This window comes from Microbacterium sp. 05T445 (assembly GCF_056395865.1).
This window is the reverse complement of the sequence record NZ_JBFTKJ010000002.1, coordinates 463,847-490,803: the sequence shown is the minus strand read 5'-3', so window position 1 is coordinate 490,803 and position 26,957 is coordinate 463,847. Positions and strand designations below refer to the sequence as shown.

The 26,957-nt window shown below is 70.4% G+C and carries 24 protein-coding genes; 8 read left to right on the top strand and 16 right to left on the bottom strand.

Features of this window, described 5'->3' with window-relative positions; genetic code table 11:
* Positions 1 to 5: 5 nt before the first annotated feature.
* The 3 genes from AC1DDU_RS11745 to AC1DDU_RS11735 form a co-directional block, all read right to left on the bottom strand.
* Positions 6 to 1,535 carry a GMC family oxidoreductase gene (locus AC1DDU_RS11745; RefSeq protein WP_477434277.1) on the bottom strand — a complete coding sequence of 510 codons (1,530 nt, stop codon included), beginning with the start codon at positions 1,533 to 1,535 and terminating at the stop codon, positions 6 to 8.
* Between the two features lie 3 nt (positions 1,536 to 1,538).
* On the bottom strand, positions 1,539 to 2,981 hold the full coding sequence (locus AC1DDU_RS11740) for an aldehyde dehydrogenase family protein (RefSeq protein ID WP_477434275.1): 1,443 nt from the start codon (positions 2,979 to 2,981) through the stop codon (positions 1,539 to 1,541).
* A 123-nt stretch (positions 2,982 to 3,104) separates the two neighbouring features.
* The gene (locus tag AC1DDU_RS11735) at positions 3,105 to 4,997 is read right to left on the bottom strand and encodes an FAD-dependent monooxygenase (RefSeq protein ID WP_477434273.1); all 1,893 of its coding nucleotides are present in this window, start codon (positions 4,995 to 4,997) and stop codon (positions 3,105 to 3,107) included.
* A gap of 149 nt (positions 4,998 to 5,146) precedes the next feature.
* Here AC1DDU_RS11735 and AC1DDU_RS11730 point away from each other — a divergent pair, with 149 nt between their 5' ends.
* Positions 5,147 to 5,857: an IclR family transcriptional regulator gene (locus AC1DDU_RS11730; protein ID WP_477434271.1), complete on the top strand. Its 711-nt coding sequence runs from the start codon at positions 5,147 to 5,149 to the stop codon at positions 5,855 to 5,857.
* A gap of 55 nt (positions 5,858 to 5,912) precedes the next feature.
* Here AC1DDU_RS11730 and AC1DDU_RS11725 read toward each other — a convergent pair whose 3' ends face one another.
* The 3 genes from AC1DDU_RS11725 to AC1DDU_RS11715 form a co-directional block, all read right to left on the bottom strand.
* Positions 5,913 to 6,416 carry a DUF2510 domain-containing protein gene (locus tag AC1DDU_RS11725; protein WP_477434269.1) on the bottom strand — a complete coding sequence of 168 codons (504 nt, stop codon included), beginning with the start codon at positions 6,414 to 6,416 and terminating at the stop codon, positions 5,913 to 5,915.
* 60 nt (positions 6,417 to 6,476) lie between these two features.
* Positions 6,477 to 7,046, bottom strand: a complete 570-nt coding sequence (locus tag AC1DDU_RS11720; RefSeq protein WP_477434267.1) for a VanZ family protein — start codon at positions 7,044 to 7,046, stop codon at positions 6,477 to 6,479.
* Between the two features lie 105 nt (positions 7,047 to 7,151).
* On the bottom strand, positions 7,152 to 7,460 hold the full coding sequence (locus AC1DDU_RS11715) for a hypothetical protein (protein WP_477434265.1): 309 nt from the start codon (positions 7,458 to 7,460) through the stop codon (positions 7,152 to 7,154).
* Between the two features lie 141 nt (positions 7,461 to 7,601).
* Here AC1DDU_RS11715 and AC1DDU_RS11710 point away from each other — a divergent pair, with 141 nt between their 5' ends.
* Together AC1DDU_RS11710 and AC1DDU_RS11705 are read left to right on the top strand one after the other, a co-directional pair.
* Positions 7,602 to 9,272 (top strand): thiamine pyrophosphate-binding protein, encoded by a 1,671-nt coding sequence (locus AC1DDU_RS11710; protein WP_477434263.1) that lies wholly within the window; start codon positions 7,602 to 7,604, stop codon positions 9,270 to 9,272.
* A gap of 81 nt (positions 9,273 to 9,353) precedes the next feature.
* On the top strand, positions 9,354 to 10,169 hold the full coding sequence (locus tag AC1DDU_RS11705) for an LLM class flavin-dependent oxidoreductase (RefSeq protein WP_477434262.1): 816 nt from the start codon (positions 9,354 to 9,356) through the stop codon (positions 10,167 to 10,169).
* Positions 10,170 to 10,378: 209 nt separating this feature from the next.
* Here the strand turns inward: AC1DDU_RS11705 and AC1DDU_RS11700 are convergent, their stop codons facing one another.
* The 6 genes from AC1DDU_RS11700 to AC1DDU_RS11675 form a co-directional block, all read right to left on the bottom strand.
* Positions 10,379 to 11,773: a glyceraldehyde-3-phosphate dehydrogenase gene (locus tag AC1DDU_RS11700; protein ID WP_477436803.1), complete on the bottom strand. Its 1,395-nt coding sequence runs from the start codon at positions 11,771 to 11,773 to the stop codon at positions 10,379 to 10,381.
* A 258-nt stretch (positions 11,774 to 12,031) separates the two neighbouring features.
* Positions 12,032 to 12,829, bottom strand: a complete 798-nt coding sequence (locus AC1DDU_RS11695; protein ID WP_477434260.1) for a FadR/GntR family transcriptional regulator — start codon at positions 12,827 to 12,829, stop codon at positions 12,032 to 12,034.
* A 55-nt stretch (positions 12,830 to 12,884) separates the two neighbouring features.
* Complete coding sequence (locus tag AC1DDU_RS11690; protein ID WP_477434258.1) at positions 12,885 to 13,808, bottom strand: carbohydrate ABC transporter permease; 924 nt, start codon at positions 13,806 to 13,808, stop codon at positions 12,885 to 12,887.
* Positions 13,805 to 14,728 (bottom strand): carbohydrate ABC transporter permease, encoded by a 924-nt coding sequence (locus AC1DDU_RS11685; RefSeq protein ID WP_477434256.1) that lies wholly within the window; start codon positions 14,726 to 14,728, stop codon positions 13,805 to 13,807. The genes AC1DDU_RS11690 and AC1DDU_RS11685 overlap by 4 nt, the downstream gene beginning before the upstream one ends.
* On the bottom strand, positions 14,729 to 16,045 hold the full coding sequence (locus AC1DDU_RS11680; RefSeq protein WP_477434254.1) for an ABC transporter substrate-binding protein: 1,317 nt from the start codon (positions 16,043 to 16,045) through the stop codon (positions 14,729 to 14,731).
* Positions 16,046 to 16,115: 70 nt separating this feature from the next.
* Positions 16,116 to 17,951 carry a right-handed parallel beta-helix repeat-containing protein gene (locus AC1DDU_RS11675; protein WP_477434252.1) on the bottom strand — a complete coding sequence of 612 codons (1,836 nt, stop codon included), beginning with the start codon at positions 17,949 to 17,951 and terminating at the stop codon, positions 16,116 to 16,118.
* Positions 17,952 to 18,088: 137 nt separating this feature from the next.
* Here AC1DDU_RS11675 and AC1DDU_RS11670 point away from each other — a divergent pair, with 137 nt between their 5' ends.
* From AC1DDU_RS11670 to AC1DDU_RS11650, 5 genes are read left to right on the top strand one after another with little or no spacing between them, the layout of a single operon-like run.
* Positions 18,089 to 19,288, top strand: a complete 1,200-nt coding sequence (locus tag AC1DDU_RS11670; RefSeq protein ID WP_477434250.1) for a mandelate racemase/muconate lactonizing enzyme family protein — start codon at positions 18,089 to 18,091, stop codon at positions 19,286 to 19,288.
* Positions 19,289 to 19,307: 19 nt separating this feature from the next.
* A complete protein-coding gene (locus AC1DDU_RS11665) occupies positions 19,308 to 20,366 on the top strand; it encodes a zinc-binding dehydrogenase (protein ID WP_477434248.1) in 1,059 nt (352 codons plus the stop codon).
* Positions 20,363 to 21,235, top strand: coding sequence for an SMP-30/gluconolactonase/LRE family protein (locus AC1DDU_RS11660; protein WP_477434246.1), 873 nt, complete (start codon positions 20,363 to 20,365; stop codon positions 21,233 to 21,235). Before AC1DDU_RS11665 ends, AC1DDU_RS11660 begins: the two co-directional genes overlap by 4 nt.
* A 36-nt stretch (positions 21,236 to 21,271) precedes the next feature.
* A complete protein-coding gene (locus AC1DDU_RS11655; protein ID WP_477434244.1) occupies positions 21,272 to 22,177 on the top strand; it encodes a fumarylacetoacetate hydrolase family protein in 906 nt (301 codons plus the stop codon).
* Positions 22,161 to 23,585, top strand: coding sequence for an aldehyde dehydrogenase family protein (locus AC1DDU_RS11650; RefSeq protein WP_477434242.1), 1,425 nt, complete (start codon positions 22,161 to 22,163; stop codon positions 23,583 to 23,585). Before AC1DDU_RS11655 ends, AC1DDU_RS11650 begins: the two co-directional genes overlap by 17 nt.
* Here AC1DDU_RS11650 and AC1DDU_RS11645 read toward each other — a convergent pair.
* Genes AC1DDU_RS11645 through paaC form a run of 4 tightly spaced genes read right to left on the bottom strand, consistent with a single transcriptional unit; the run spans position 23,572 to position 26,956 of the window.
* The gene (locus tag AC1DDU_RS11645; RefSeq protein WP_477434240.1) at positions 23,572 to 24,333 is read right to left on the bottom strand and encodes an enoyl-CoA hydratase/isomerase family protein; all 762 of its coding nucleotides are present in this window, start codon (positions 24,331 to 24,333) and stop codon (positions 23,572 to 23,574) included. The genes AC1DDU_RS11650 and AC1DDU_RS11645 overlap by 14 nt on opposite strands.
* Before the next feature lie 9 nt (positions 24,334 to 24,342).
* Positions 24,343 to 25,539: a 1,2-phenylacetyl-CoA epoxidase subunit PaaE gene (gene paaE / locus AC1DDU_RS11640; protein WP_477434238.1), complete on the bottom strand. Its 1,197-nt coding sequence runs from the start codon at positions 25,537 to 25,539 to the stop codon at positions 24,343 to 24,345.
* Positions 25,539 to 26,051: a 1,2-phenylacetyl-CoA epoxidase subunit PaaD gene (paaD, locus tag AC1DDU_RS11635; protein ID WP_477434237.1), complete on the bottom strand. Its 513-nt coding sequence runs from the start codon at positions 26,049 to 26,051 to the stop codon at positions 25,539 to 25,541. Before paaD ends, paaE begins: the two co-directional genes overlap by 1 nt.
* On the bottom strand, positions 26,045 to 26,956 hold the full coding sequence (gene paaC / locus AC1DDU_RS11630) for a 1,2-phenylacetyl-CoA epoxidase subunit PaaC (RefSeq protein ID WP_477434235.1): 912 nt from the start codon (positions 26,954 to 26,956) through the stop codon (positions 26,045 to 26,047). The genes paaD and paaC overlap by 7 nt, the downstream gene beginning before the upstream one ends.
* Position 26,957: the final 1 nt, after the last annotated feature.

Here is a 26,957-nt window from a genome sequence, read left to right as displayed (position 1 = left end):
CGCACTCAGGCCAGTCCGAGATCCTCCAGGAGGAACCGGGCGCCGAGCTCGCCGATCAGCACGGCGGGTGCGTTGGTGTTGCCCGTGGTGATGCGGGGCATGATCGACGCGTCGATCACCCGCAGCCCGTCGATCCCGGCGACGCGCAGCCGCGGGTCCACCACGGCTTCGGCATCCACTCCCATGCGGCACGTGCCCACCTGGTGGTGGTAGGTCGCCACGTTGCGGCGGACGTACTCGTCGAGCTCGTCATCGGCTACGTCCGCGCCGGGGTACACCTCGGCGGCTCCCCACTCTCCGGCGAGCGCCGGCTGTCGGCCGATCGAGCGGCACTGCCGCACGGAGGCCGTGAGCGAACGCACGTCGTCGGGGTCGGCGAGCACCTGCGGGTCGATCAGGAGCGGGTCGTCGAGCCCCGCCCCCGACAGGCGCACCGTGCCGCGGCTCTTCGGCGTGACGATGCCCGCCATGAGCGAGAAGCCGTCGTCGCCTGCCGGCTTCAGCGTCTCGCCGTACATCGGCACCGAGAAGTGGATCGGCTGCGTGTCGGGCACCTCCAGCTCGGGCAGCGACCGCCAGAACAGGTGCGTCTGCGTGACCGAGACGCCCGGCGTCGGCGGCCCGACCGGCTTCGCGTCGGTGCGGAAGATCACCGGCGCGAGGAAGTGGTCGTGCAGGTTGCGGCCGACGCCGGGTGCGTCGCGCACGACGTCGATCCCGAGGTCGGCGAGCTCGTCCGCCGGGCCGATGCCCGATCGCAGGAGCACGGCGGGCGAGTCGAGCGCGCCCGCCGAGAGCACGACGACGTCGGCCCGCAGCTCACGGTCCTCGCCGTCCTGCCGGAAGCGCACGCCCACGGCGCGGCCGTCCTCGACGATCACCGAGCGGACGTGACTCCCGGTGCGGATGCCGACCCGGTCCCGGACCGGCTTCAGGTACTCGGTCCACGTGTTGGCACGCGTGCCGCCGGAGCCGTTCACGTGCATCGTGACCTGCTCCTGCGAGACGCCGTCGAGGTGGTCGCCGTTGTAGTCGGCGTTGTGCTCGAGCCCCTCCTCCACGGCAGCGGCGACGATCGAGGCCTGGATCGGGGCGAGCGGATAGGCGTCGGTGACCGGGAGGATGCCGTCATCCCCGCGCAGTGCGGACGCCCCACCGGAGAACGCCTCGATGCTCCGGTACACCGGCAGCACGTCGTCCCAGCCCCACCCGTCGTTGCCGAGGGCGGCCCAGTGGTCGAAGTCCTGCGGCGCGCAGCGCACCCAGATCATGGCGTTGAGCGCGTGCGAGCCGCCGAGCACCTTGCCGCGCGGCAGGTGCAGCCGCCGGCCGGCGGCGTGCTCCTGCGGCACGGTGAAATAGTCCCAGTCGTCGGGGCTGTGCCAGAGCTCGCCCATCCGCATCGGGTCGTGGATCGCGGGGTTGGTGTCCTCGCCACCCGCTTCGAGCAGCGTCACCTCGACACCCGCGTCGACGAGGCGGCGGGCGACGACCGCGCCCGCCGATCCGCCGCCGACGACGATCGCCGTCGTCACGGGTCAGCCCTTCCGGCCCGGACCGCTGACGACCTGCGGCACCGCCACCGACTTCAGGCCCTCGACGCCGAACTCCAGGCCGTAGCCCGAGCCCTTGACACCGCCGAAGGGCACCATCGGGTGCAGGCCGCCGTGGGAGTTGATCCACACCGTGCCCGACTGCATGCGCGTCGCGTACTCGCGCGCCTGGTCGGGATCGCTCGACCACACCGAGGCGCCGAGGCCGACCTCGGCGGCGTTGGCCCGCGCGAACGCGTCGTCCACGTCGGTGTACCGGATGACGGGAAGCACGGGGCCGAACTGCTCCTCGTCGACGATCGCGATGCCGTCGGTGACGTCGGCCACGATCGTGGCGCGGTAGAACAGCTCGCCGAGCTCGGGTGCCGGCTCGCCACCGGTGACGATGCGCCCGCCCCTGGCCTTCGCGTCCTCGACGAGGTCCTTCACGATGTCGAACTGACTCTGGTTCTGCACCGGGCCCAGCACGTTGTTCTCGTCCAGCCCCGGTCCCATCGGCGTCTGCGCGGCCACCTCGGCGAGCGCGGCGACGACGTCCTCATAGACGGAGTCGTGCACATACAGGCGCTTGAGCGCCGCGCACGTCTGGCCGGTGTTGATGAAGGCGCCCCAGAACAGGTCCTGCGCGATGGCCTTCGCGTCGGTGCCGGGCAGCACGATGCCCGCGTCGTTTCCACCCAGCTCCAGCGTGAGGCGCGCGAGGTTGCCCGCCGAGCTCTCGATGATCTGGCGGCCCACCTCGGTGGAACCCGTGAACATGACCTTGGCGACATCGGGGTGCGCGGCCAGGCGCCCGCCGATCGCGCCGGGGCCGGCGACGGCGATGAGGACGTCCGGCGGCAGCACGTCGTTGATGACCGAGACGAGGGCCAGCACGCTCAGCGGCGTGTTGCTGCTCGGCTTGATGACGACGGTGTTGCCCATCCGCAGCGACGGTCCGATCTGCCAGATCGAGATCATCATCGGCCAGTTCCACGGGCTGATCGCGCCGACGACACCGGCGGCCTTGTAGACGAGCTCGGCGTGCAGGGTCTCGTCGTCGACGAGCACCTGCGGCTCGAGCACGGTCGTCGCGTTGGCACGCAGCCAGGCCGAGCACGCGCCCACCTCGAAGCGCGCGTTCGGGCCGTTGAGCGGCTTGCCCTGCTCCCGCGACAGCAGCCGCGCGAGCTGCTCGGCATTGGCGTCGATCGCGTCGGCGGCCTTCAGCAGCAGCTCGGAGCGCTGCTCGTGTCCGAGCGCCTCCCACGCCGGCTGCGCGGCCTTCGCACGGGCGACCGCGGCGTCGAGCTCCTCGGCGGTCTGCACCGGGACCCGGCCGATGACCTCGCGAGTGGCGGCGTCGAGGATCTCGCGACCCTCCTCCTCCGGCGCGGCGACGCGCGCCAGCAGTGCGGCCTCGTCGAGGACCAGGGTGGAATCGGACATCGGCGTCTCCTTCGGATCGCGGCGCATGCACCGACGCGAACGGCCGGCTGCCCTCCATTGTGGGCAGCCGGCCGTCGGCCTCGGTTGTCTGGGAGCGCTGTGCGCATGACCCCCCGCGAACGGTCAGCGCTGGGGCAGGAACGCCCCCGCGAAGAAGGCCGTGAGCTCGTCGGTCGCCTCCAGCGGAAGCACCGCTGCGACGTACTGGTCGGGGCGCACGACGACGACCACGCCGCCCCGTGACAGGCCGCGCTCCTCGAAGATGTCGTCTGTCGTCCACGCGCTGGGCGCGGCCGCGTAGACCTTCTCCCAGTCGGTGAGGCCGAGCGGGCCCGAGGTCGGCAGGAAGAGCCCCGGCACCTTCGAGATGTCGACATCCTCGTGCGCCTGCTGGTAGATCGCCTTCACGTCGAACACCGCGTCGACGTCGGCGCCCGCCGGCGTGAACCGGGCGATCGGCGACGCGTCCGAAGCCATGAACTCGGCCCACGAGGAGAGGGCGGATGCCTCGCCCGCGGCGGGAGCGTCGGCGAACGCGTAGATGCGCCAGCGACCGTCGGCCTTGGCGTGATGGCCGAGGTGGATCGGGTTGCCGTCGCTCACCCGGACGACCTCGACCGACTTGAAGCGCTTGCCCAGCGGGAAGCCCTCGGCCAGCGCCTGGTGCGCGGCATCCGTCACGATCATCGACGCGCCGTACTGGGTCATGAACCCCGACGGGAACTCGGCGGTGCCGAGGTAGAAGGTGGCGAGCTCCTGCGGGTCGGAGATCTCTTCGGGCTTGCGGGCCATGAGTGCCGACCACTCGCGGTCGAAGTCGATGAGCTGCTGCGCGACCGGCTGGCGCTCGGCGGAGTACGTCGACAGCAGCGACGCGGGGCTGAGGCCGGTGAGCACGTGCCCGAGCTTCCAGCCGAGGTTGAAGCCGTCCTGCATCGAGACGTTCATGCCCTGGCCGGCCTTCGCGCTGTGCGTGTGGCAGGCGTCGCCGGTGAGGAAGACGCGGGGGTCGTGACCCTGGTCGACGTCCACGTCGTCGAACTTGTCGGTGACGCGGTGCCCGACCTCGTAGACGCTGTGCCAGGCGACCTGCTTCACGTCGATCGAGTACGGGTGCAGGATCGCGTTCGCCTTGCGGATGATCTCCTCGATCGGCGTCTGCCGCACGCGGTGGTCGTCGTCGGCCGCGACCTCGCCGAGGTCGATGTACATGCGGCTGAGGTAACCGCCCTCACGCGGGATGTGCAGGATGTTGCCGGCCTCGGCGTTGATCGCGCACTTGGTGCGCCAGTCGGGGAAGTCGGTGTTGACGAGCACGTCCATGACGCCCCACGCGTGCGCCGAGATGCCGCCGATGTGCTTGCGACCGATGGCCTCGCGCACGCCCGAGCGGGCGCCGTCGCAGCCGGCGACGTACTTGGCCCGCACGGTGCGCTCCTCGCCGGCGCGCTCCCCCGCGGTGTGGCGCACGCGCACCTCGACGGGGTACTCGCCCTCGTCGTGCATGGTGAGCCCGACGAACTCGATGCCGTAGTCCGGGAGGATGCGGCCGGGGCCGTGCGCGGCGGCCTCGGCGAAGTAGTCGAGCACGCGCGCCTGGTTGACGATGAGGTGCGGGAACTCGCTGATCTTGAACGCGTAGTCCTCGGTGCGCGCGGTGCGGATGATGTTGCCCGGGTTCTCGGGGTCGGGTCCCCAGAAGTTCATCCAGGCGATGTTGTAGGCCTCGGCGACGATGCGCTCGGCGAACCCGAACGCCTGGAACGTCTCGACGCTTCGCGGCTGGATGCCGTCGGCCTGACCCAGCACGAGGCGGCCGTCGCGGCGCTCGATCATGCGGGTGGTCACGGCCGGGAACTGCGACATCTGCGCGGCGAGCAGCATGCCGGCCGGTCCCGACCCGACGATGAGCACGTCCATCTCGTCGGGAAGCTCGGCGGGGCGGTCGATGCCGGTGCCGGCGGCGTCCTGCACACGCGGGTCTGCGGAGACGTAGCCGTGGTGGTGGAACTGCATCGGTGTCCTCCTCGGACGACGGTGTCGAGGTCTTGCGGCCTACGAGGAACGTGTTCTATATTCGAACACGCCGTTCTACTATTGAACAGATCGTATACGACCCGTGCCGAGGCGGCAAGGTCGCCGCACGCCCAGGAAGGTGAGCGCAGATGGCCGCTGACGCCCCCACCCCGCCCGCGTCGCAGACGCTGAGCCGCGGCATCCGCATTCTCGAAGTGCTCGCCGACGCCCGCGAGCCGCTCTCGATCGACGCGATCGCGGGGCGCCTCGAGGTGCACCGCTCGGTCGCCTACCGGCTGCTGCGCACCCTCGAGGACCACGGACTCGTCGTGCGCGACTCCGCAGGCCGCATCGAGCTCGGACCGCGCATGGCTGCCCTGGCGGCAGGCGTCGCGCACGATCTGCAGGCCGAGGCGCTCCCGGAGCTGACCGCCGTCGCCGGTGACCTCGGCGCCACCTGCTTCCTCGTGGTGCGCGACCACGACGAGTGCGTGACGCTGTCGAGCATCGAGCCCCGCCACGCGGTGAACCCCGTCGCGCAGCGGCCGGGTACGCGGCATCCGGTCACCCGCGGCGCCCCCGGCAAGGCGATCCTGTCGCTGGTGCCCGAGAGCGCGTGGCCGGGCGGGGTGGGCGTCGAACTGGCACACGAGATCCGGGATGCCGCCGCCCGCGGCTTCGCCATCAGCCACGACGAGGTCATCCCGAGCCTGCGGGCGGTGGCTGTGCCGCTCGCACTGCGCGGCCGGGGCCCGGCGGCGATCGCGGTGGTGTTCGTCGCCACGACGCACACCGACGCGGAGATCGCCGCACGGCTGACGCGTTCGGCGACGGCGATCCGCGAGGCGCTCGGCGGCTGACCCGGGCGGGGATGGTTCAACCGGGGATCTTGCCCAACGGACCCGCGCCCGAGCGCTAGCCGAACGCGCCGTCGACGACGGTGCCGAGAAGAGGCGCCACGACGAGAGCGAAGTTGACGGCGATCACGCCGATGCCCAGGCCGAACACGGTCCGACGGGCGCGACGCGCCAGAGCTCGGTCCGAGGCCACGGCAAGGGCCGTGATCGCAAGGACACCGGCGGCGATGCTGAACAGCACACTCATGAACCAGAACGAGATGGTCGCCATCCCCTCGACCGGATTGCTGAGCGCAGTCGCGATGGCCAGCCCCGACAAGAGTCCTGCGAGAGCGGTCGGCAACAGCGACGCAGCGAGGAAGCCGACGACGGGACCGACATTTCCGCCGGACGAATCCGACGCGCCCGATGCGCCGGCGAGCGGGTCGTACGAGTGCCCCGACGGCCCGTGCACATCGCTGGACCACGCACGGCCGTCCCACCAGCGCAGAGGGAACCGGCCCGTCGGATCGGGGTACCACGCCGGGCCCGCTTCGATGTTCAGCGGACGCGGATCAGACATGCGGCCACGCTATCGAGCCGGGGTGTGCGCAGCGTAAACGATCGCGCAACTCCGACGGGGCTACGGTGCCGAGCGCTCCACGACGACATCGCGCTGCGGGCCGTAGTGCAGCGGAGACGCGACGAATGCGACCACGGCGACGAGAGCGATCGCCGTGACGATGACGCACGTGCGCGTCATGACCGCCGAGGTCCGCTCGCCCGCGGATCGACGCACCGCGGCGAAGATCGCCCATCCGACCAGCGCGCCCGACGTGTTGACGATGAGGTCGGTCGTGTCGAAGCTGCCGGTCGAGAGGAGGTGCTGCACCGTCTCCAGCACGAAGCTCACCCCGAGTGCGGCGATGCCGGCCGTGAACCACGACCAGGTGGGCGCGAGCGCCCCGACGAACAGGCCGAACGGCACGAACAGCACCAGATTGATCAGCATCTCGACCGGCGAACTCGCCCCCGCGTCGCCGCTCGCCACGAACGGCACGAGCTTGATCGGTCGGGCCAGCCCCGCGGCATCGCCGATCCACGGCACCTCGAGCTTGAACAGCACCACCCACGCCAGCAGCGCGAGGTACACCGCGAACGCCAGGATCAGGATGCCGCGGCGGCGTGCCGGATGCCGGTCCGAAGAGGTCACAGGACATCTTCCCGCGAGACCCTCGGAGACGACCGAACGGGGCGTTTCGTCTCGCTGCGCTCGCTCGAGGACCGGAAGCCCCGCGGACCGAACGAGACGGATCCGCTACGGGGTGGTCGCGAACTCCGTCACGATGCGGGTGTCCGAGACCGCGACCCGCTGCGGAACCCCGTCGAAGGCCTCGGCGCGGCCGGCGGAGGCCATGTACTCCTGCTCCAGCGCACGGAAGGCGTCGGCATCGCCGGGGGCGCTGACGGCCCACACGAACTCGTTCGTCTCGGGGATGCCGTAGGCGAACTCGATCGCGAAGCCCGCGGCGGGCCGCACCCGCGGCATCCACTCGTGCCACCAGGCGACGAACGCGTCGTACTCCCCCTCGACGAGCGTGTACCGGCGCAGCTGGGTCGTCTTCATGACTCCCATCTTGGCGGATGTCCCTATACTCGACACGTCCGGCGGCATCGACGCCCGCCGGTGCTCGAAAAATGGGCACGCAGCGCATCGGCGCGAGACACATACGGCTCCCTGACCCGTTCCGTCTCGAAAGGCTCCGCCATGCCCGCGGTCTCCCCCGTCACCTCCGTCTCCGCGCACGTCGCCCTCACGCTCGCCCGCCACATCGACCACGTGTTCGGCGTGATGGGCAACGGCAACGCCTACTTCCTCGACGCGCTGGAGCGCTCCACCGACGTGCACTTCACCGCGGTGCGCCACGAGCAGGGCGGGGTCGTCGCCGCCGACGCCTACCACCGCGCGTCGGGCCGCCTGGCCGCGGCGACGGCGACGTACGGCGCCGGTTTCACCAACACGCTCACCGCCCTCGCCGAGGCGGTCCAGGCGCACGTGCCGCTCGTGCTCGTCGTCGGCGACGAGCCCACGTCGGGCCCGCGCCCGTGGGACGTCGACCAGATCGCGCTGGCGTCGGCCGTCGGCGCCCGCACCTACACCGTGGGGCGGGCGGATGCCGCGGCCACCACGATCATCGCGATCGAGCACGCCCTCACCTACCGGGTGCCGACGGTGCTCGCGATCCCCTACGACGTCGCGGCCCGCGACGCCGGACCGGTTCCCGAGGCGCCGGAGCCCCGTCTGCCGTCGCCGCTGGTGCCCACCGGACCGTTCGCCGCGGGAGCGATCGACGGTCTCGTCGAGGCGCTGGCGACGGCAGAGCGCCCGTTCCTGCTCGCCGGCCGCGGCGCCTGGATCGCGGGCGCAGCCGACGCGCTCGGCGAGGTCGCCGACGTGACGGGCGCGGTCACGGCGTCCACCGCGCTCGGGCGCGGCATCTTCCCGCGGGGCGAGTTCGACCTCGGCGTGACCGGCGGTTTCGGCGCCGAGGGCGCCATGGAGCTGGTGCGCGAAGCCGATGTCGCCGTCGTGTTCGGGGCATCCCTCAACCAGTTCACGATGCGGTTCGGCGACCTGTTCGCGCCGGGGACCCGGGTCTTCCAGGTCGACGTGGCGCCCGCCGCGACGCACCCGCACGTCGGCGGTTACGTACGCGGGGATGCCGCCGTGGTCGCGGCCGCGGTGGCTGCGGGCCTGCGCGAGCGCGCCGCCGCGCCGAGCGGCTGGCGCGAGTCCGTCGACCTCATGCCGCTGCGGGCATACGAGCCCGGCGACGACCTCGCTGCCGACGGGCGACTCGACCCGCGCTCGGTCGCAGCCCGCATCGCCGAGATGCTTCCTGTCGACCGCGTGGTCGTCTCGGACGGCGGCCACTTCATCGGCTGGGCGAACATGTACTGGCCCGTGGCGTCGCCCGACCGCATGGCGATGGTCGGCACGGCGTTCCAGTCGATCGGCCTCGGCTGGCCTTCGGTCGCCGGCGCCGCGTACGCCAAGCCCGATTCGACCGTTGTGCTCACCACCGGCGACGGCGGCGGGCTCATGGCCCTCGCCGACCTCGAGACCGCCGTGCGGGTCGCGGGCGGACGCGGCATCGCGGTCGTCTGGAACGATGCCGCCTATGGCGCCGAGGTCAACCTCTACGGACTCAAGGGCCTCGCGAAGGAGCCGATGCTCATCCCCGAGGTCGACTTCGCCGCGCTCGGCGAGGGCGTCGGCGCCGAGGGCGTCGTGGTTCGTACGCTTGCCGACCTCGACCGGCTGGCGAGCTGGGCGGCCGAGCCGGAGGCATCCCGCCGCTTCCTCGTGCTGGACTGCCGCATCTCGGGCGGAGTCGTCGCGCCGTACCAACAGGAGATCATCCGCGTGAACTCGTGACCGGCGTCCGCCGGGCGGAGTAGAGCGGATGCCTCCCCCGGGCGGATGCGCCCTTGCCTCGGCACGACGAGCATGGGTGGCATGACACCCTTCCGATTCGGCGTCGTCAGCGGCGCGCACGGCGATGCCCGCGCATGGAGCGACAAGGCACGGCAGCTCGAGGGCGACGGCTTCTCGGCACTGCTCGTGCCCGACACCGTGTACACCCCGTCGCCACTGCTCGCGCTGGCGTCGGTGGCGGCCGCCACCGACGACCTGCGGCTGGGCACGTGGGTGCTCGCCGCGCCGCTGCGCAGCCCCGCCGCGACCGTGCGCGACACGCGCACGCTCGTCGAACTCTCGGGTGGGCGGTTCGAGCTCGGTCTCGGTGCGGGCAGGCCGCAGGGAGAGCGGGATGCCGCCGCCCTCGGCGTGCCGTGGGGCTCGGGGCGCGAGCGGGTCGACCAGGTGGAGGCCACGATCGCCGCCGTGCGCGAGGGGCTCGGCGACGAACTGCCGATCACCCTCGCTGCCGCCGGCGACCGGATGATGCGGATCGCCGGCCGTCACGCGTGCACCGTGGCGCTCCCCCTCGGGCCGCAGGCCGATGCCGCCGCGGTGGCCGAGGTCGCCGACCGCGTGCGGGCCTCGACGCCGCCGGACCGCGAGCCGCTCGAGCTGTCCCTGCAGCTCGTCGGGATCGGCGACGACCTGCCCGCGTGGCTGCGCCAGAGCATGGGGCTCACGCCCGAAGGGCTGCGGGAGGCCGGCGCGGTGGCTCAGCTCTCGGGTGACGTCGCGCGCGACACCGAGGCGCTGACCGCGCTGCGCGAGGCGACGGGCGTGTCGTTCTTCACCGTGCCCGACGAGCTGTCGGACCGGCTGGTGCCGCTGGTCGCCGCGCTCTCGGGGCGCTGAGCCACGCTTCGTCTCGCTTCGCTCGCTCAGCGACCGGGGTGGGGGCGGAGACGCTTCGCTCGCTCAGCGAYCGGGGTGGGGCGGAGACGCTTCGTCTTGCTCCGCTCCCTCAGCGACCGGGGTGGGGCGGAGACGCTTCGTCTCGCTTCGCTCGCTCAGCGACCGAGGCCTCGGCGCTCTCAGGGCCGCAGCCCGCGGCATCCGCTCTCCTACGCGTCGAGCTTGACCTCGCGGCGCGCAGGACGGACGACCGGGTGCGAGCCGGCCATCTTCTCGAGCACGCGGATGACCTGGCAGGAGTAACCGAACTCGTTGTCGTACCAGACGTAGAGGATGAGGTTGTCCTCGGTGGCGATGGTCGCGAGACCGTCGACGATGCCGGCGCGGTGCGAGCCGACGAAGTCCGTCGAGACGACCTCGGGAGACTCGACGTAGTCGATCTGCTGGCGGAGCTTCGAGTGCAGCGAGACGCGGCGCAGGTAGTCGTTCGCCTGCTCCTTGGTCGCCGGGCGCTCGAGGGTGAGGTGCAGCACCGCGAGGGAGACGTCCGGCGTGGGAACGCGGATCGAGCTGCCGGTGAGCTTGCCTGCCAGCTGCGGCAGCGCCTTGGCGACAGCGGTGGCTGCGCCGGTCTCGGTGATCACCATGTTCAGCACCGCCGAGCGTCCGCGGCGGTCACCACGGTGGAAGTTGTCGATGAGGTTCTGGTCGTTGGTGAACGAATGGACGGTCTCGACGTGGCCGCGCACGACGCCGTAAGCCTCGTCGATCGCCGCGAGCACGGGGGTGATGGCGTTGGTGGTGCACGAGGCGGCCGACAGGATGCGGTCGTCAGGGGTGATCGCGTCGTCGTTGATGCCGTGCACGATGTTCTTCAGCGGGCTCTTGCCCGGCGCCGTGAGCAGCACGCGCGCCACCCCGGCAGCCCGGAGGTGCTGCGAGAGCCCCTCCTCGTCGCGCCAGCGGCCGGTGTTGTCGACGACGATCGCGTCGGCGATGCCGTACGCGGTGTAGTCCACGGCGGCCGGGTCGTCCGCGTAGATGACCTGGATGCGGGTGCCGTTGGCGATGATCTGCTGGGCGTCCTCGTCGATCGAGACCGAACCCGCGAAAGGGCCGTGCACCGAGTCGCGCTGCAGCAGGCTGGCACGCTTCTGCAGGTCGTTCGCGCCGCCCTTGCGCACCACGATGGCGCGCAGTCGGAGGCCGCTGCCGCCGCCCGCGTGCGAGATCAGGATGCGGGCCAGCAGACGCCCGATGCGGCCGAAGCCGTACAGCACGACGTCCGCGCCGGCCGGGCTCGCGCCGGCGTCGCCGAGCACGTCGGCGAGCTCCGAGGCGAGCTGGTCGGCGAGCGCCTCGGTGCTTCCCCGGGCGATGGTCGCCAGGCGCCCCACGTCGATCGACGAGGCGCCGGGAGCGAGGGCTTCGAGCTCGGTGAGCACGGCGAGCGTCTCGGCGGGGTCGAGCTCGTCGTGGCCGAGCTGGCTCACACGCTCGTGCACGCCCAGCAGGCCCGTGGCCGAGAGGTTGATGATGCGGTGCCCGTGCAGCGACGTCACCACACCGTGGTTGCGATACAGGCGGCCGATGATCGGGATCATCCGTTCAGCGAGGTCTTCTCGCGTTGCCCAGTCCTCGGTCTGCTGTTCGTCGACCACGTGGTGCCTTTCGTTGCGGATCTGCGTGTCGCGGAGGGCAGTCGGTACTTATGACACCGACACCAAGGGTCTACGATACCGGCCGCCATTCGCGGATCCCCGCGACTTTCGCCTCTCCGAGGTGTCAAGAACGGCTGTTCTTAACGAGGCGCGATGAAGCGCGGCGGGACGCCTCGTTGCGGTCTTGCCCGGCGCCCGCGGCTACTCCGTACCGGGGATCTGCGCGCTCACGTCTCGCAGCACCGAGGCGAGACTCGGGATGCTGGTCGCGCGCTGCCGCAGGACCTCGACGAGTGGCCGATCGAGATCCGCGCCGTAGTACTTCACGGCGGCATCCAGGTGCTCGGTCATCGCCCTTCTGGCGACCGCCGCATCCTGCCGTTCGATCGCGTCGAGGATCACGCCGTGAAGCGGCGCCGCCGCATGACGCACCTCGTGGTCCGACAGGCTCCTCAGCATGATGCCGTGCGAGAGCGGCCGGATCGAGCCGAACATCATCTGCAGTACGGGATTGTGCGATGCGATCGCGATGGCCTCGTGGAACGCCAGATCGAGATCCGCCGCACCGTCGATCGGGACGGTGTCGAAGCCCGCCAGGAGGTTCTTCATCGTCGTGAGGTCTTCGTCGGTACGGTTCTCGGCGGCGAGCGAAGCGGCCTCGCCCTCGAGCATCACCCGCGCGGCTACGAGGTGCCGCGCGGTCACCGGCGAACTGCGCACCAGGACATCGGCACTGGCACCTTCGCCGGCGGGGTTGAACTTGCGGACGAAGCTGCCCTTCCCGGGCACGACCGAGATGAGACCGCGCTCGGCGATCACCCGCAGCGCTTCGCGGATCACAGGTCGGGACACGCCGATCTCGTCGGCCAGAGGCCGCTCCCCGGGCAGCTTGGACCCGGCCCTCCAACGACCCGAGACGATCTCGTGCTCGATCGCGTCGACGATCTGCTGGACGCCGACGGAAGGCCCGGCCTCAGCGAGGTATGCCAGCGACGTCATGTGAGCACCCTACCCGCTCGTCCTCGCATCCGATCCGTCCTCACGCGCCCCTCGATCACCCCTTGACCGCACCCGCCGTCAGTCCCTCGATCAACTGCCGCCGCAGCAGGATGAAGATGATGACGGTCGGGATGGCGGAGAGCATCGTGCCGGCGAGCACGAGCGAGTAGTCCGTTGAGAACGCTGTCCGCAGCGAGTTCAGACCCAGCGTGAGGGTGTATCGCTCGGGGATGTTCATCACGGTGTTCGGCCAGAGGAAGTCGTTGAAGATGCCGAGGAACGTCCACACGAACAGCGCGCCGAGCGCGGGACGGACGACCGGGAGGATGATGCGAAGGAAGATCCCGAACTCGCCGACGCCGTCGATTCGGGCCGCTTCGAGGAGCTCCTGCGGAACCCCGACGATGAACTGCCTCATCAGGAACACACCGAAGGCGGGGCAGATGAAGGGTACGAGGTACGCGACGTACTGGTTCGTGAGACCCAGATTCGACACCTCGACGAACAGCGGGACGAGGATGACGGCGAAGGGGATCATCAGCGCCCCGAGCACCAGGCTGAAGATGAGGTTCCGGCCCGGGAATCGGTACTTCGCGAGCCCGTAGCCCACCAGTGCGCACAGGAACGTGGCGATCGCACTGCCGACCACCGCGAGCGTCAGGCTTGTCACGAACCACAGGATGAACGGCGCCTGCGTGAGCAGGTTGACGTAGTTGTCGATGGTCGGATCTCGAGGGATCAGTGTCTGGGGCGGCGTGAACAGGTCGCCCGTCGTCTTGAACGAGCCCGACAGGCCGTAGAGCAGCGGTGCGATCGACAGCACCAGCCACACGACGAGGCCCGTGTACATGGTCCCGCGGCGGAGGCGATCACCTGTGCGGTAGGAACGAGCCGATCGCGGCCGGCGGCCCACGGTGACCAGCGCCTCGGTCGCTGTCGCCTCCTCGTCCGCGATCCGGGTGTCGTTGAGGATGGTCATTCGTGCTCGCTCCCGATTCCGAATGCCCAGGTCAGCAGCCGACCCAGACCGAAGATGACGACGAAGAGGACGACACCGCACGCCGCGGCCAAGCCGAAGTTGCTCTGTTCGAAGGCAGCCCGGTAGAGGTACATCGTCACGCTGATCGAGGCGTTACCGGGACCGCCCTTCGTGAGGATGTACGGCTCCTCGAAGATCTGGGCGGAGCCTGCCACGACGATCACCGTCACGAAGGCCATGATCGGCTTCAAGCTCGGGAGCGTCACCGTGGTGAAGGAACGGAATCGCCCGCCTCCGTCGAGTGCGACGGCCTCATAGAGTTCGCGGGGAACGCTCTGCAGACCCGCGAGGAAGAAGATGATCAGGTAGCCGGTGTACCGCCAGACGAGCAGCATCACGATCGTCACCTTCACCCAGTCCGGGTCATCCAGCCAACCGATCGGCGGGATGCCGAGGACTGCTGTGAGGACACTGTTCAACAGGCCCGACTCCTGATCGAAGACGATGTTGAACACCAGCGCGATGATGACCGGCGACAGGACGATCGGCAGGAAGTAGGCCGTCTGCAGCAGGCTCTTGAACCGCATTCCTCGCGCATTGAGCACGGATGCGATGAAGAGCGCCAACGGCACCACCAGGAACAGCGAGGCCAGCATGTAGATCGCCGTGTTGCCGGCCGCCGCCTGGAAGTCGGTGTCGCTGAACAGCGCCACGTAGTTCGACAGACCGACGAACGTGAAGGACCCGAGCCCCGCCCACGACTGCAGGCTGAGGTAGACGGCGAAGATGGCCGGTCCGACGATGAACGCGAGGAACGTGACCGAGAACGGCGCCGTGAACACGTAGGGGGCGCCCTTGCCGCTTCGACGGCTCGAGCGCCTGTTCGCGCCGATCGGGCTTGCCAGAAGGGTGGTGGCCATTCAGCTGCCGCTCTTGAGCTTCGAGTCGATCTGCTTGAGCGCCTGCGCGGGCGTGAGCTTTCCGGCGTGCATGTCGCTGATCGCGGTGTTGGCCGCCGCCAGGAAGTCGCCGTACCTCTGGTCCTGGATCTGGGTGGGCAGCTGCGTGGACAAGGGCTTGTAGATGTCCATCACCTTCTGTCCCCCCAGGTAGGCGTCCTGCTTGCCGAGGACAGTGGGGTCGTCCCACGCCGACTTCATCGTCGGGAGGTAGCCGAGCGTCGTGAAGCGCGCCACTTGGCCGTCCTTGGTCCCGTACGCGTCCTGGAGGAGCTTCAGAGTCGCCTCGGTCTCCGGCCGGCCCTTCGACACGGCGAAGCCGGTGCCTCCGAAGACGCTCGTGGCATACCCGCCGCCGCTGAAGACCGGCGGATTGTCGATGTGCCACAGCCCCTTCTGCTCCGGCAGGTTCGGCACCAGGTAGAACGGGTTGAACCAGTCGGCCGACCAGAGCGCCGCCACCTTGTTCGACTTCATGATGCCGATGCCGTTCGCACCCCACATCGCATTGGTCAGGATGAAGGTGCCGTTCTTCACGCCGTCGTTCATGAGCGTGAGGCATTCGAGGGCCTCCGGCGAATCGATGGCCGACGTGCCGTCGTCGTCGAACACCCTCCCGCCGCGCTGCAGCAGGAGGTTGGGGAAGATGTCCGCGTCGACGGAGCTCAGCATGCCGAGATGGATGCCGTTCTTCGAGAACTGCTCGCCGCCGATCCTCAGGTAGTCGTCCCAGGTCTGGGCCGATGGGATCTTGTACTTCTCCCACAGATCGGTGCGCTTGTAGAGCGTCACGATCGTGGTCGCCGACTCCATCGCGTAGATGTTCTTCTCGACGCGGTAGGGGTCCACGCGCGACGCGAGGAAGGCGTCATTCGGCGCCCCCATCTGGCCGCTCAGGTCGACGAAGATGTCCGAGGCGATGTTGTTCTTCATGTACCGCGAGAACTGGCTGATCTCGATGCCGAGCATGCTGGGGACCGTCGACTTGGCCGCGTAGGCGGCGAGCGACTTCGTCCAGATGTCGCTGGAGACGACCGGGACGACGGTGTACTGGTACCCGCCCTTCGCGCTCAGCGCCTGCGCACGGGTGTTGAAGAACGCGGGATAGTTCTTGTCGTTCGTCCAGACCGACACGCTGACCTTGCCCGTCGGGTCGGGTGCGGCGGTGCCCCCGCAGGCCGCCAGGAGCGGAGCGAGCGCGGCGAGGCCTGCGGCGCCGGCGGCGCCCACGAGGAACCCGCGACGCGAGAGACCGGGGGCAGGGTTGTGGGGAGTCATGCTGTTCCTTTCGTCTTTGAAGGGGTAGTGCGCGGTCGAATCGATCGAGATCCGGGATGCTGCGGCCGGTTCAGCCGGCCGCGCTCGGTCGCGGCCACACTGCGACGGCCCCGACGGCCCCCCGCTCGAACGGGCCGGGTGCGACACGGGCTCCTCTCGGCGCGCCGAGGTAGTCCTGATCCAGCACGACGGGAGTTCCGTCGGCGTGGGCGACGGCCTGCCGCGGGACGGCAGCGGGAGGGAATGAGTCCGTGGACAGCAGCGCTCCGGTTCCGTGCCACTCGACGGGCGTCGACATCGAGAGCCACCAGGAGCCCCTGACATCCTCCAGGGCGACGCCCGCAACCGTCGCCCCGACGAGCCCGGCGACTGCGGAGAGGGTGACGTTGTCGGTGAACGTGCAGGGAAGGTCGTCCGCCGCCTTGTCGTACTCGTGCAGGTCGACGGCGGGACCGAGGATGTTGTTCGCCCAGTGGGCGTCGCCCACCGTGCACACGCGCCGCATCTCGGCCAGTCCGGTGCTGTGCGGCTTCATGAACGGGGTCTCACGATCGTCGTGCCACACTTCGAGGCTCCCCATGAGGAGGTTGTGGGCGACGACGACCCCGCGGGAGTTCGAGAGGAGCGCGCGGTCGGACAGCATGATGTTGTCGGCGATCAGGATCGGCCCGTGGTTCACTTCCGTGAAGATGTCGCGCACGTTGTCGTGCAGGAGATTGGCGACGACGTGCGTGCCTTGCGCCATCCAGTCGAGCCAGATGCCGGCAGGCTCGCCGCATCGGTGGATGTGGTTGCCTCGGATCGTGACGTCGATCGCCCCGTGCAGTTTGATGCCGGCCATTTCGGCCCCGCTCCATATGCCCTGGAGATTGCAGTCGTGGACGTCGTTGCCCTCGATCGTGCTGAACGCGCATCCGAGCGACCCGACGATGCCCACCTGGCCGCAATGGTGGATGCGGTTGTTGCGCACGATGTGCGACCCGATGGTCTCGCGCGACCAGCCGTCGCGGTCCAGCGCGTCTGCGATGGTGAGGTAGTAGCCGTCCGTCGTGCCGCGCTCGCCATCGAACTCGTCGCGATTCTTCGCGAGGGCGATGCCCGCGCACCGGGAGTAGCAGATCTCGTTGTCCTCGATGACCCAGCCGCGGCTCCAGTAGGCGGTCACCATTCCCTCCTGGCCCGCCGTGGGCGCGACCCAGTTGGTCGCGGCGTTGCGCATCTCGAAGCCACGGACGGTGATGAAGTCGATGTGCTCAGCGGTCGGAGTGAAGACGGTCGGCCGCACCGAGACCTCGACACGGCCGGCGTTCGGATCGACCTCGTCCGGGAACCGGGCGAGGATCGTCGTCTTCCCGTCCGGTGCGAACACGGCAGGCTCGAACGCTGCGTGGCCCTCGACACCGTAGAGCTCCGGAGCGGGACCATCCACGAGGCCGTCGACCGTCGACGTCCACCCGAGACCTGCGCCTGCCTGCAGTGCCGCGCGGGTTTCGACTTCGGGAAGCCACACTCCGTCGAGGAAGACGTTCCCGCGGCGGTGGATGCGTCCGCGGCCGTCGAACCAGTCGCCGTGCACGCGCTCGGCATACGGGTTGAAGGCGCCGAAGGCGGAGCTCGGAACGACGAGTTCCCAGAGACCGGCATCACGCCGTCTCCACCCGGTGATCGGGTCGGAGCCGGTGATCACCACATGCGCGCCCGGGGCCGCCGTATAAGTGATCGGCTCCTCCGCCGAGCGCCCTCCTCGCGGCGGATCGACGTGTTCACGGTAGACGCCGGCACCCACCTGGATCGTGTCGCCCGCATATGCCTGCGCGGCCGCCGCGCCGATCGTGCGGAAGGGCCGGTCGATGCTGCCGTCGTTCGCGTCATCGCCGGTGATCGCCACGTGGAATGTCGCTGCCACTGGGCCTCCTCTTGGTTGATCACCGACAGTAGGCCATCTTGGTCTAACTGGCAAGACCGGTCTGATCAGTTGTATGCTCAGGCCCACACTCGTCATCCGCACTGCCGCCGAAGGTCCGCAGCACCGACAGGAGCACCATGAGAATCACCCGCGTCGAGACGCTCCGCCCCGCAATCCAGCCCAACCTCTTGTTCGTCCTTCTCACGGCGGACGATGGGACGGTCGGTCTCGGCGAGTCGTTCTTCGGGGCGGCGACGGTCGAGGCGTACATCCACGAGACGGCCGCGGAGATCGTGCTGTCGCTGCCTGATGCCACCCCGGAAGCGGCAGCCGTCGCCCTCCGCCCGTACCTCGGCTATCAGGGTGGCAGCGCCGAGACGCGCGGAAACGCGGCAATGGAACTCGCCCTCTGGGACATCATCGGGAAGCAATCGGACAGCAGTCTCGGACGCCTCCTGGGCGGACCGATCCGCCACGAACTCAGCACGTACAACACCTGCGCGGGAGCCGACTACGTGCGAGGCTCGACCCGCCAGACGTCGAGCAACTGGGGCCTGAAGGGCGACACCGCGGGAGAACTGGACGACCTCGACGCATTCCTCAACCGTCCGGGAGAACTGGCGCGGAGTCTGCGCGCCGAGGGCATCACCGCCATGAAGATCTGGCCCTTCGACCGCGCAGCGGAACGCACCAACGGGACTGCGATATCGTCGGCCGAACTCGACGCGGGCCTTAAGGTGTTCGCCGACATCCGAGACGCCGTCGGCCGGGACGTCGACATCATGCTCGAGCTTCACGGCCTGTGGCACCGTCCCGCCGCGACGACGATCATGCGCGAGGTCGCGCAGTTCGCCCCGATGTGGGTCGAGGACCCGATCCGGCCCGACGCCGTCGACGCGCTCGTCCGGCTGCGCAGCGACGTCGACGTCCCGATCGCTATCGGCGAGACGGCGACCGGGCGGCGCGGCTTCCTGCCGCTGCTGCAGGCCGGAGTCGTCGACTACGCCACCGTCGACGTGCAGTGGTGCGGTGGCATCGGCGAAGCACGCAAGATCGCGGCCATGGCGGACGCGTACGGGGTCCCCGTCGCGCCGCACGACTGCACGGGCCCGGCGACCCTCGCTGCGTGCGCGCACCTCACCGCCAGTCAGCCGAACGGGCTCATCCAGGAGACCGTGCGTGCGTTCCTCCGCACGTGGTACGCGGAGCTGGTGGAGGGGCTGCCGACGATGAACGGATCGATCATGACCATCTCGGACGCACCGGGTCACGGCGTCAGCATCCGACCCGACATCTTCGACAGTGGTGTCTTCGCCCGCCGTGTCACGGCGCTGTGAACACGACAGGATGAGGAACATGCGGAGTCTGCGGTGGTACGGGGCGAGAGACCTCCGGCTGGACCGGGTCGAGCGGCCGACGGCCGATGCGGGCCGAGCCCTCGTCCGCGTGGAACGCGTCGGCCTGTGTGGCACGGACCTGGAGGAGTACCTGCACGGTCCGCTCGACATCCCCGTGGGCTCCGCGCATCCGCGAAGCGGCGCACGCGCACCCCTCGCGATGGGCCACGAGGTGCTGGGCACGGTCGTGGAATGCCCTGACCACCCCGAGTGGGTGGGTCGGCGTGTCGTGCCGGACGTCGTGGAGGGGTGCGGCACCTGCTTCTGGTGCCGACGTCACGAGGAGGGGCTCTGCCCGGACCTGGTCGTGCTGGGTCAGCACGCGCCGGGCGGGATGGCCGAGTACATGACCTGCCGCGCCGAGTCGCTCGTGGCCGTGCCCGAGGGGCTCGATGTCGACGTCGCCGCCTTCGCGGAACCTGTCGCGGTCGCGGCCCGCGCCGTCGCCAAGGCCGGAGATCTGCGCGGCGCCACGGTGGCCGTGGTCGGCGCCGGAGTCGTCGGTTACCTGGTAGCGCAGGTCGCGCAAGCGCACGGCGCCGCGATCGTCGTCCAGGATCCGGCATCCCATCGTCGCGAGCTCGCCGGCGCCGCCGGCCTCACCGCCACGGCGGACCGCGCCCGGTCCGAGGCGGCTGTTCGTGCGACGACCGCTGGGCGCCTCGCCGACGTCGTCTTCGAGTGCGCCGGACGCGCGTCGGCATTCTCGGACGCGGTCGCGTTGACTCGCGCCGGAGGGACCGTCGTCCTCGTCGGGCTGCACGCGGAAGAGCCACCGCTTCCCTGGCGCGACGTCGTCCTCTCCGAGAAGCGGCTCGTCGGGACGGCCGCGCACATGTGGGATGTGGACGTCCTGACCGCGGTGCGGCTGCTCGCGGACGGCGTCGTCGATCCGCGTCCGCTCATCAGCAAGGTCGTCCCGCTCGAGGGCGTTGCATCGGCACTCGAGGACCTCGCGTCGCCGAACACCCTGGCGAAGGTGCTCGTGGACCCGACCATCGGATCGGAGCAGTCATGATCGAGGTCGACGTCTTGCAGCGCGCCGAGGCGATCGTCGGCGAAGGACCGGCCTGGGACGCGCGGACGGGCATCCTGTGGTGGGTCGACATCCTCGCCTCCACCGGGCACTGGAACGACCTGAACGGGCAGACGGGGACGTTCACGATCGACCGTCACCTGGGCGCCATCCTGCCGACCGCCGACGTCGGTGAGCAGCTCCTGATGGTGCGGGACGGCTTCCAGCTGCGCGGGGCGGACGGCGCCGTCCGCGACCTGTGTCTTCCCCTGTCGGACAACCCCGCTGTGCGGTTCAACGACGGCAAGGTGGACCCGCGGGGGCGCGCGTTCGGCGGCACCATGGCGTACGACTGGCAGAACGGGCCGCCGCTCGGCGCGCTCTCCCGCCTCACCGGCCCGAACCTCGTCGAGGTCGAGGCGGACGTGCGGCTGGCGAACGGCCTCGGCTGGTCGCCGGACGGCACCCGGTTCTACTTCACCGACAGCGGCGCCCAGACGACCTACGTGTACGACTACGACGTGGATTCGGGCATCCCGCACAACCGTCGCGTGTTCGCCGAGATCCCCCGCTCCGAGGGCCTTCCCGACGGACTCGCCGTGGACGACGAGGGCTGTGTCTGGATCGCCCTGCACGGCGCCGGACAGGTGCGCAGGTTCGCACCCGACGGCAGGTGCGTACGCACGGTCGCGGTCCCGGCCACCCAGGTCACGAGTCTCTGCTTCGCCGGTGCCGATCGCACCACGATCGCCGTGACGAGCGCCCGCTTCATGCTCTCGCCCGCCGAGCTCGAGCGCCAGTCGCTCGCGGGCTCGGTGTTCGCGTTCGACGCCGGAGTGTCCGGCCCCGCCGCGACCCCTTGGCTTCCCTGAGCTCTACCGCCTGCATCCCCCCTCGGAAGGACCGAAATGAACCTGTCCCGCTTCGTCGACCCGCTCTCAGGCGCCCACCGCGTCGGCTTGGAGGCTGAAGACGGCACGCTCCGCCGGCTCTCCGTCGACGACCTGCCCGAATTGCTCGCCCTGGGCCGTGCCGAGATCGAAGACGTGATCGCTCACCCGGGTGCCGCGGTCGAAGGCTCCGTCGCGTGGCTTCCTCCCGTCGCCGGACGGACCGAGGTGTGGGCGGCCGGGGTGACCTACATGAGGTCGCGCGAGGCGCGCGTCGAGGAGAGCCAGGTCAAGGACGTCTACACCGCCGTGTACGACGCCGAGCGGCCGGAGCTGTTCTTCAAATCGCCGGCGTGGCGGGTGGTGACCGACGGCGAGCCGATCGGCGTCCGCGCGGACAGCGAGCTGAACGTGCCCGAGCCGGAGGTGGCGGTCGTCGCCAACGCTCTGGGCGAGATCGTCGGCTACACGATCTGCAACGACGTCAGCTCTCGCAGTATCGAGGGCGAGAACCCGCTCTACCTTCCTCAGGCGAAGGTGTACGCAGGCGCATGCGCCCTGCACCGGAGGATTCGCCTCTGGGGCGCCGTGCCCGACCCGGACGCCCTCGGCGTCACCGGCTCGATCGTGCGCGGGGATCGCACGGTGTGGGCCGCGTCGACGTCGACCGCCCGCATGCACCGCCGGTTCGACGATCTGCTCCAGTGGGTCTTCCGGGGCGATCACCACCCAGCCGGGATCGTGCTGTCGACCGGAACGGGCATCGTGCCGGAGCTGGACGTCTCTCTCGAGGCCGGCGACATCGTCACGATCGCCGTCGAAGGGATCGGGGTGCTGTCGAACGTCGTCGCGATCGGGAAGGATGCCTTTTCCCCGGCGTTCTTCGAGCGCACCGGCGCGCCGACGGGTGGCGCCGGTGCGTGACCACCGCGCGGATACGACGACGGACCACCTCGAGCGGACCCTGAATGCAGCGGATCGCTCGCGCGCGTGGCTCGCTGCGCGGTCGGCCTCGCAGCGGCGGATGCTCCTGAACTGCGTCGCCGACGCCCTCGACGGGGCAGCGGGGCCGCTGGTCGCTCTGGCCATGGCGGAGACGCACCTGACGGAGACGCGCCTACGAGGAGAGCTGGCACGTGCGTCGTACCAGTTCCGCTGCTACGGCGACGCGATCGAGTCGGAGACGCGCGCCGAGCACGATCTCGCCGATGCGTCCGCCAGCCCCGCGCCCCGCCCCGACCTCCGGCTCACGTCACGACCGATCGGCGTTGTGCTCAACTTCGCCGCGAGCAACTTCCCTTTCGCGTTCAGCGTCGTGGGCACCGACACCGCGTCAGCCCTCGCCGCCGGCTGCCCGGTCGTGATCAAGGCCCACTCCGGACACCCTCAGCTCAGCGAGGCGACGTTCGACGTCATGGATGAAGCACTGCGGGCCGCCGGCGCGCCCGCGGGGACGGTCGGCATCGTGTTCGGGCGCGCCGCGGGGATCGCGGCGCTGAAGGATCCGCGGGTGTCGGCAGCGACGTTCACGGGATCAGTGCCGGGAGGGCGGGCACTCTTCGACATCGCTTCAGCCCGGCCCGTTCCGATCCCCTTCTACGGAGAGCTCGGCAGCCTCAACCCAGTCGTGGTCGCCCCGGCTGCTGCGGCGGCACGCGGGGCGGAGATCCTCGCGGGGTTCGCCGCCTCCGTCACCGGCTCGAGCGGTCAGCTGTGCACCAAGCCCGGACTGCTCTTCTGGCCCGACGCGGTTCCGTTCGCCGACGACCTCGGCCGGTCGATCGCTGCCTCGTCCGTGCATCCGCTCCTCACCGAAGCGCTGCATGAAGGCTTCACCGCGAGCGTTGCCCGCGTGGCCGCGGCCGGCGCGCGGACCGTCGTGGGCGAGCCGGGCGAGAGCACGCTGACCGCCACCGTGCTGCGGACGACCGCGGGGGAACTCGCCGCCGAACCCGACGGCCTGCTCGTCGAGTGCTTCGGTCCAGCAGCCCTCGTCGTGACGTACTCGGATGAGCCGGACCTGATGCTCGCCCTCCGGTCGCTGCACGGCAACCTGACCGCCGCCGTCTTCGCCGACGACCACGACGTGGCCCTCATGCGCGTGGTCCTGCCCGTCCTCGAACAGATCGCCGGGAGGCTGCTGTGGGACCAATGGCCGACGGGAGTGTCGGTCACGCGTGCCCAGTTCCACGGCGGTCCGTATCCGGCGACGACGAACCCGCTCCACACGAGCGTGGGGCCGCACGCGATGGCGCGGTTCCTCCGTCCGATCGCCTACCAGAACTTCCCGGTCGCGTTCCTGCCGGAGGCGCTGCGGCCTACCTCCCTGTGAAGCCCGGCTTTCGCTTCTCCTGGAACGCCGCGAACCCTTCGCGGTAGTCGGCGGTGGCCCGCAGGGCCTCCTGCCCGCGGGTCTCGTCGGCGACGGCATCCCACAGCCGCTCGTCGCGCATGTGGGCGATCAGGCGCTTCGACGCGACGAACGCCGCGGTGGGACCGGATGCCGCGCGCATCGCCCGCTCGCGCGTGAACGCGAGCAGCGCCTCGGCGAGCACGGCGCGGCTGAAGAGCCCGGCGGCGACCGCCTCGGCACCGGTGAGCAGCTCGCCGGTGTAGATGAGGTCGAGCGCCCGATGCGCGCCGAGCCTTTCGTACAGCAGCGCATGGCCGCCGGAGTCGAGGAGGGCGCCGAGGTTCGCGAACGGCGAGCCGACCTTGGCCGTGTCGGACACGTAGACGACGTCGGTCGCGATCGCGAGCCCGAGCCCGACGCCGAGGCACGCGCCCTGCACCGCCGCGAACGTCGGCGCAGGGAAGGCGGCCATCCGCCGCATCACCTGCTCGACGGCGCCGAGGTAGCCCGGCACGTCGTCGGTCTCGGGGTCGACGCCGGCGATGTCGCGCCCGGCGCAGAACGCGCGCCCTTCGCCGCGCAGCACGAGGGCGCGGACCCCGGATGCCGCCGCCTCGGCATACGCGTCGTCCAGCCGCCGCAGCGCCTCCAGCGACAGGGCGTTGAGCTTGTCGGGCGCGTTCAGCGTGATCTCGGCGACGGCGCCGTCGATGGCGAGATCGATCATGGCGTGCTCCTAGACGTCGTAGTCGACGACGACGGCGTCGGTCGTCGGGTGGGACTGGCAGGTGAGGACGTACCCGCGCTCCAGCTCGTCGGGCTCGAGCGCGTAGTTCTCGGTCATCGTGACAGACCCCTCGATGAGCCGGGCGCGGCACGTGCCGCACACACCGCCCGCGCACGCGAACGGCACGTCGGGGCGCACCCGCAGCGCCGCGTTGAGGATCGACTCGTGCGCCGAGACCGGGCTGTCGACGCTCTGCGACTGCCCGTCGAGCGTGAACTCGATGCGGCGCACCGGCTCGTCCGCGGCGACGACGACCGGCCGTCCGGCCGCGGGTTCGGCCCGCTCGCCCTCCCCCGTCGTGAACAGCTCGTACCGCACGTGCGCGGGATCGACGCCGATGTCGGCGAGGGTGTCGCGGCACAGCTGCACCAGCTCGAACGGCCCGCACAGGAACCACTCGTCGACCGTGTCGGGCAGCACGAGCGCCTCGAGGATGCGGCGCAGCCGCGGCTCGTCGATACGGCCCGACAGGAGCGGCGCGGTGCGCTGCTCGCGCGAGAGCACGTGGTGCAGCGCGAGGCGCGTCGGGTAGCGGTCCTTGAGATCGGCGAGATCGTCGAGGAACATCACGTCCAGGCTCGACCGGTTCGTGTAGACGAGCGTGAACTGCGACGTGTCGGAGCGCGCGAGCACGGTGGCGGCGAGCGCCATCAACGGCGTGATGCCGGAGCCTGCGGCGATGCCCGCGACGTGCGCACCGTCGAGGTCGGCCAGCTTCGAGGTGAACGTGCCCTGCGGGCTCATCACGTCGAGCTCGTCGCCGACCTTGAGGTCGGTCTGCGCCCACGTCGAGAAGCGTCCGCCCAGGTCCCGCTTGATGGCGACGCTGATCGTGCGCGGACCGTCGCCCGCACCGCCGGCATCCTCCGCCCGGCACAGCGAGTACGAGCGGCGTACCTCGTGCCCGTCGAGGACGGTGCGCAGCGCCACGTGCTGCCCCGCGAAGTAGTCGAACTCGTCGCGGATCTCTTCGGGGATCGCGAACGTCACCTCCACCGAGGCATCGGTCAGCGGCCGCACGGCGGCGACGCGCAGCGTGTGGAACCGCGCCCGGTGCTTGCGCTCGCGCGGCCCGCCCACCGCGGTGGTGAGCAGGTTCTCGGCGATGCGCTGCGTCTCGTCGGACGCCAGGTCTTCCGCGCGCATCAGTGCACCTTGAAGTGGTCGAAGGGCTCCAGGCACGCGCGGCACTCGTACAGCGCCTTGCACGAGGTCGACCCGAACCGGGCGATCTCGCGGGTGTCCAGCGATCCGCAGCGCGGGCATCGCACCGACAGCTGCAGCCGGATCGGACCGTTCACGGCGGCACGCCCCGTCGGCGGGGCGATGCCGTACTCGACGAGCTTGTGCTTGCCGGCATCCGTCATCCAGTCCGTCGTCCATGCGGGCGCGAGCACGAGGCGCACGTCGACGTCGGCGAAGCCCGCCGCGGTGAGCGCGAGCACGACGTCGTCGCGGATCGCGTCCATCGCGGGGCACCCGGAGTACGTCGGCGTGATGGTCACCGTCACGCGGTCGCCGTCGACGGCGACGTCGCGCAGCACGCCGAGATCCTCGATGGTGAGGACGGGAACCTCGGGATCGAGGACGGATGCCGCCACCTCCCACGCGCGCGAGACGGCACCGGTGGTCGAGCGAGACGAGACCCCGGTCACCATGTCGCCCCCGGGTGCTGCCGCGCGAGCACCTGCATCTCGGCGAGGAGGTACCCGAGCGTCGGGAAGTGCCGGCCCTGGCGCCCGCCGGCCGACGACATCGGAGTGGCGGGGAGCTCGAGCTCGGCTTCGGCGCACACCGCCGCGATGACGGCGTCGAACCCCGGCTGCAACGCCGAGGGCCGCACCGCGACGCCGTCGAGCCGGTCGATGAGCGGCTCGTCGCGGAACAGCTCGCCGACGTACGGCCACACGTCGCCCACCGCCCGGATCATGCGCCGCCGCGACTCGTCGGTGCCGCCGGCCAGGCGCAGCGTCCACTGCACGGCGTGGTCGCGGTGGTACTCGACCTCCTTGACCGCCTTCGCGGCGATCGCGGCGAGCGTCGCGTCGGTCGACCCCTGCAGCGCCGTGTACAGCTCGAAGAGATACACGGATGCCGCCAGCTGGCGCGCGATCGTCTGCGCGAAGTCGCCGTTGGGCTGCTCGAAGAGCCACGCGCTGCGGAACTGCGGCTCGTCGCGCCAGTACGCCAGGTCGTCCTCGGTGCGGTCGTCGAAGGTGCCCGCGTAGCGCAGGAACGAGCGCGCGTGACCGAGCAGGTCGAGGGCGATGTTGGCGAGTGCGACATCCTCCTCGAGCTCGGGCGCGCGAGCGATCCATTCGCCGAGCTGCTGCGACAGGATGAGTGCGTCATCGCCGAGCCACAGCGCGTACTCCGCGACGTCGGCGCTCGCGGCGCGCCCCTCGCCGCCCGCGAGCTCGGCCGACAGCTCGACCTGCTCGACGGTGACCTCGCCGTGCTTCGTCTCGGTCGCTGCGCTCCCTCGCTCAGCAACCGGGCCAGACCCCGCCGCGTCCTCGAGCCCGGTCGCTGAGCGAGCGGAGCCAGACGAAGCGCCCTCCACT

Bases quoted from the DNA above. Each gene is read 5' to 3' on its own strand.
- AC1DDU_RS11700 (WP_477436803.1), bottom strand. From the start codon at position 11,773: ATGATCCCGATCATCGGCCGCCTGTATCGCAACCACGGTGTGGTGACG.
- AC1DDU_RS11710 (WP_477434263.1), top strand. From the start codon at position 7,602: ATGCCCGCGGTCTCCCCCGTCACCTCCGTCTCCGCGCACGTCGCCCTC.
- paaD (WP_477434237.1), bottom strand. From the start codon at position 26,051: ATGGTGACCGGGGTCTCGTCTCGCTCGACCACCGGTGCCGTCTCGCGC.
- AC1DDU_RS11645 (WP_477434240.1), bottom strand. From the start codon at position 24,333: ATGATCGATCTCGCCATCGACGGCGCCGTCGCCGAGATCACGCTGAAC.
- AC1DDU_RS11690 (WP_477434258.1), bottom strand. From the start codon at position 13,808: ATGACCATCCTCAACGACACCCGGATCGCGGACGAGGAGGCGACAGCG.
- AC1DDU_RS11665 (WP_477434248.1), top strand. From the start codon at position 19,308: ATGCGGAGTCTGCGGTGGTACGGGGCGAGAGACCTCCGGCTGGACCGG.
- AC1DDU_RS11730 (WP_477434271.1), top strand. From the start codon at position 5,147: ATGGCCGCTGACGCCCCCACCCCGCCCGCGTCGCAGACGCTGAGCCGC.
- AC1DDU_RS11670 (WP_477434250.1), top strand. From the start codon at position 18,089: ATGAGAATCACCCGCGTCGAGACGCTCCGCCCCGCAATCCAGCCCAAC.
- AC1DDU_RS11705 (WP_477434262.1), top strand. From the start codon at position 9,354: ATGACACCCTTCCGATTCGGCGTCGTCAGCGGCGCGCACGGCGATGCC.
- AC1DDU_RS11735 (WP_477434273.1), bottom strand. From the start codon at position 4,997: ATGCAGTTCCACCACCACGGCTACGTCTCCGCAGACCCGCGTGTGCAG.
- AC1DDU_RS11660 (WP_477434246.1), top strand. From the start codon at position 20,363: ATGATCGAGGTCGACGTCTTGCAGCGCGCCGAGGCGATCGTCGGCGAA.
- AC1DDU_RS11740 (WP_477434275.1), bottom strand. From the start codon at position 2,981: ATGTCCGATTCCACCCTGGTCCTCGACGAGGCCGCACTGCTGGCGCGC.
- AC1DDU_RS11695 (WP_477434260.1), bottom strand. From the start codon at position 12,829: ATGACGTCGCTGGCATACCTCGCTGAGGCCGGGCCTTCCGTCGGCGTC.
- AC1DDU_RS11655 (WP_477434244.1), top strand. From the start codon at position 21,272: ATGAACCTGTCCCGCTTCGTCGACCCGCTCTCAGGCGCCCACCGCGTC.
- AC1DDU_RS11725 (WP_477434269.1), bottom strand. From the start codon at position 6,416: ATGTCTGATCCGCGTCCGCTGAACATCGAAGCGGGCCCGGCGTGGTAC.
- AC1DDU_RS11715 (WP_477434265.1), bottom strand. From the start codon at position 7,460: ATGAAGACGACCCAGCTGCGCCGGTACACGCTCGTCGAGGGGGAGTAC.
- AC1DDU_RS11685 (WP_477434256.1), bottom strand. From the start codon at position 14,728: ATGGCCACCACCCTTCTGGCAAGCCCGATCGGCGCGAACAGGCGCTCG.
- AC1DDU_RS11680 (WP_477434254.1), bottom strand. From the start codon at position 16,045: ATGACTCCCCACAACCCTGCCCCCGGTCTCTCGCGTCGCGGGTTCCTC.
- paaE (WP_477434238.1), bottom strand. From the start codon at position 25,539: ATGCGCGCGGAAGACCTGGCGTCCGACGAGACGCAGCGCATCGCCGAG.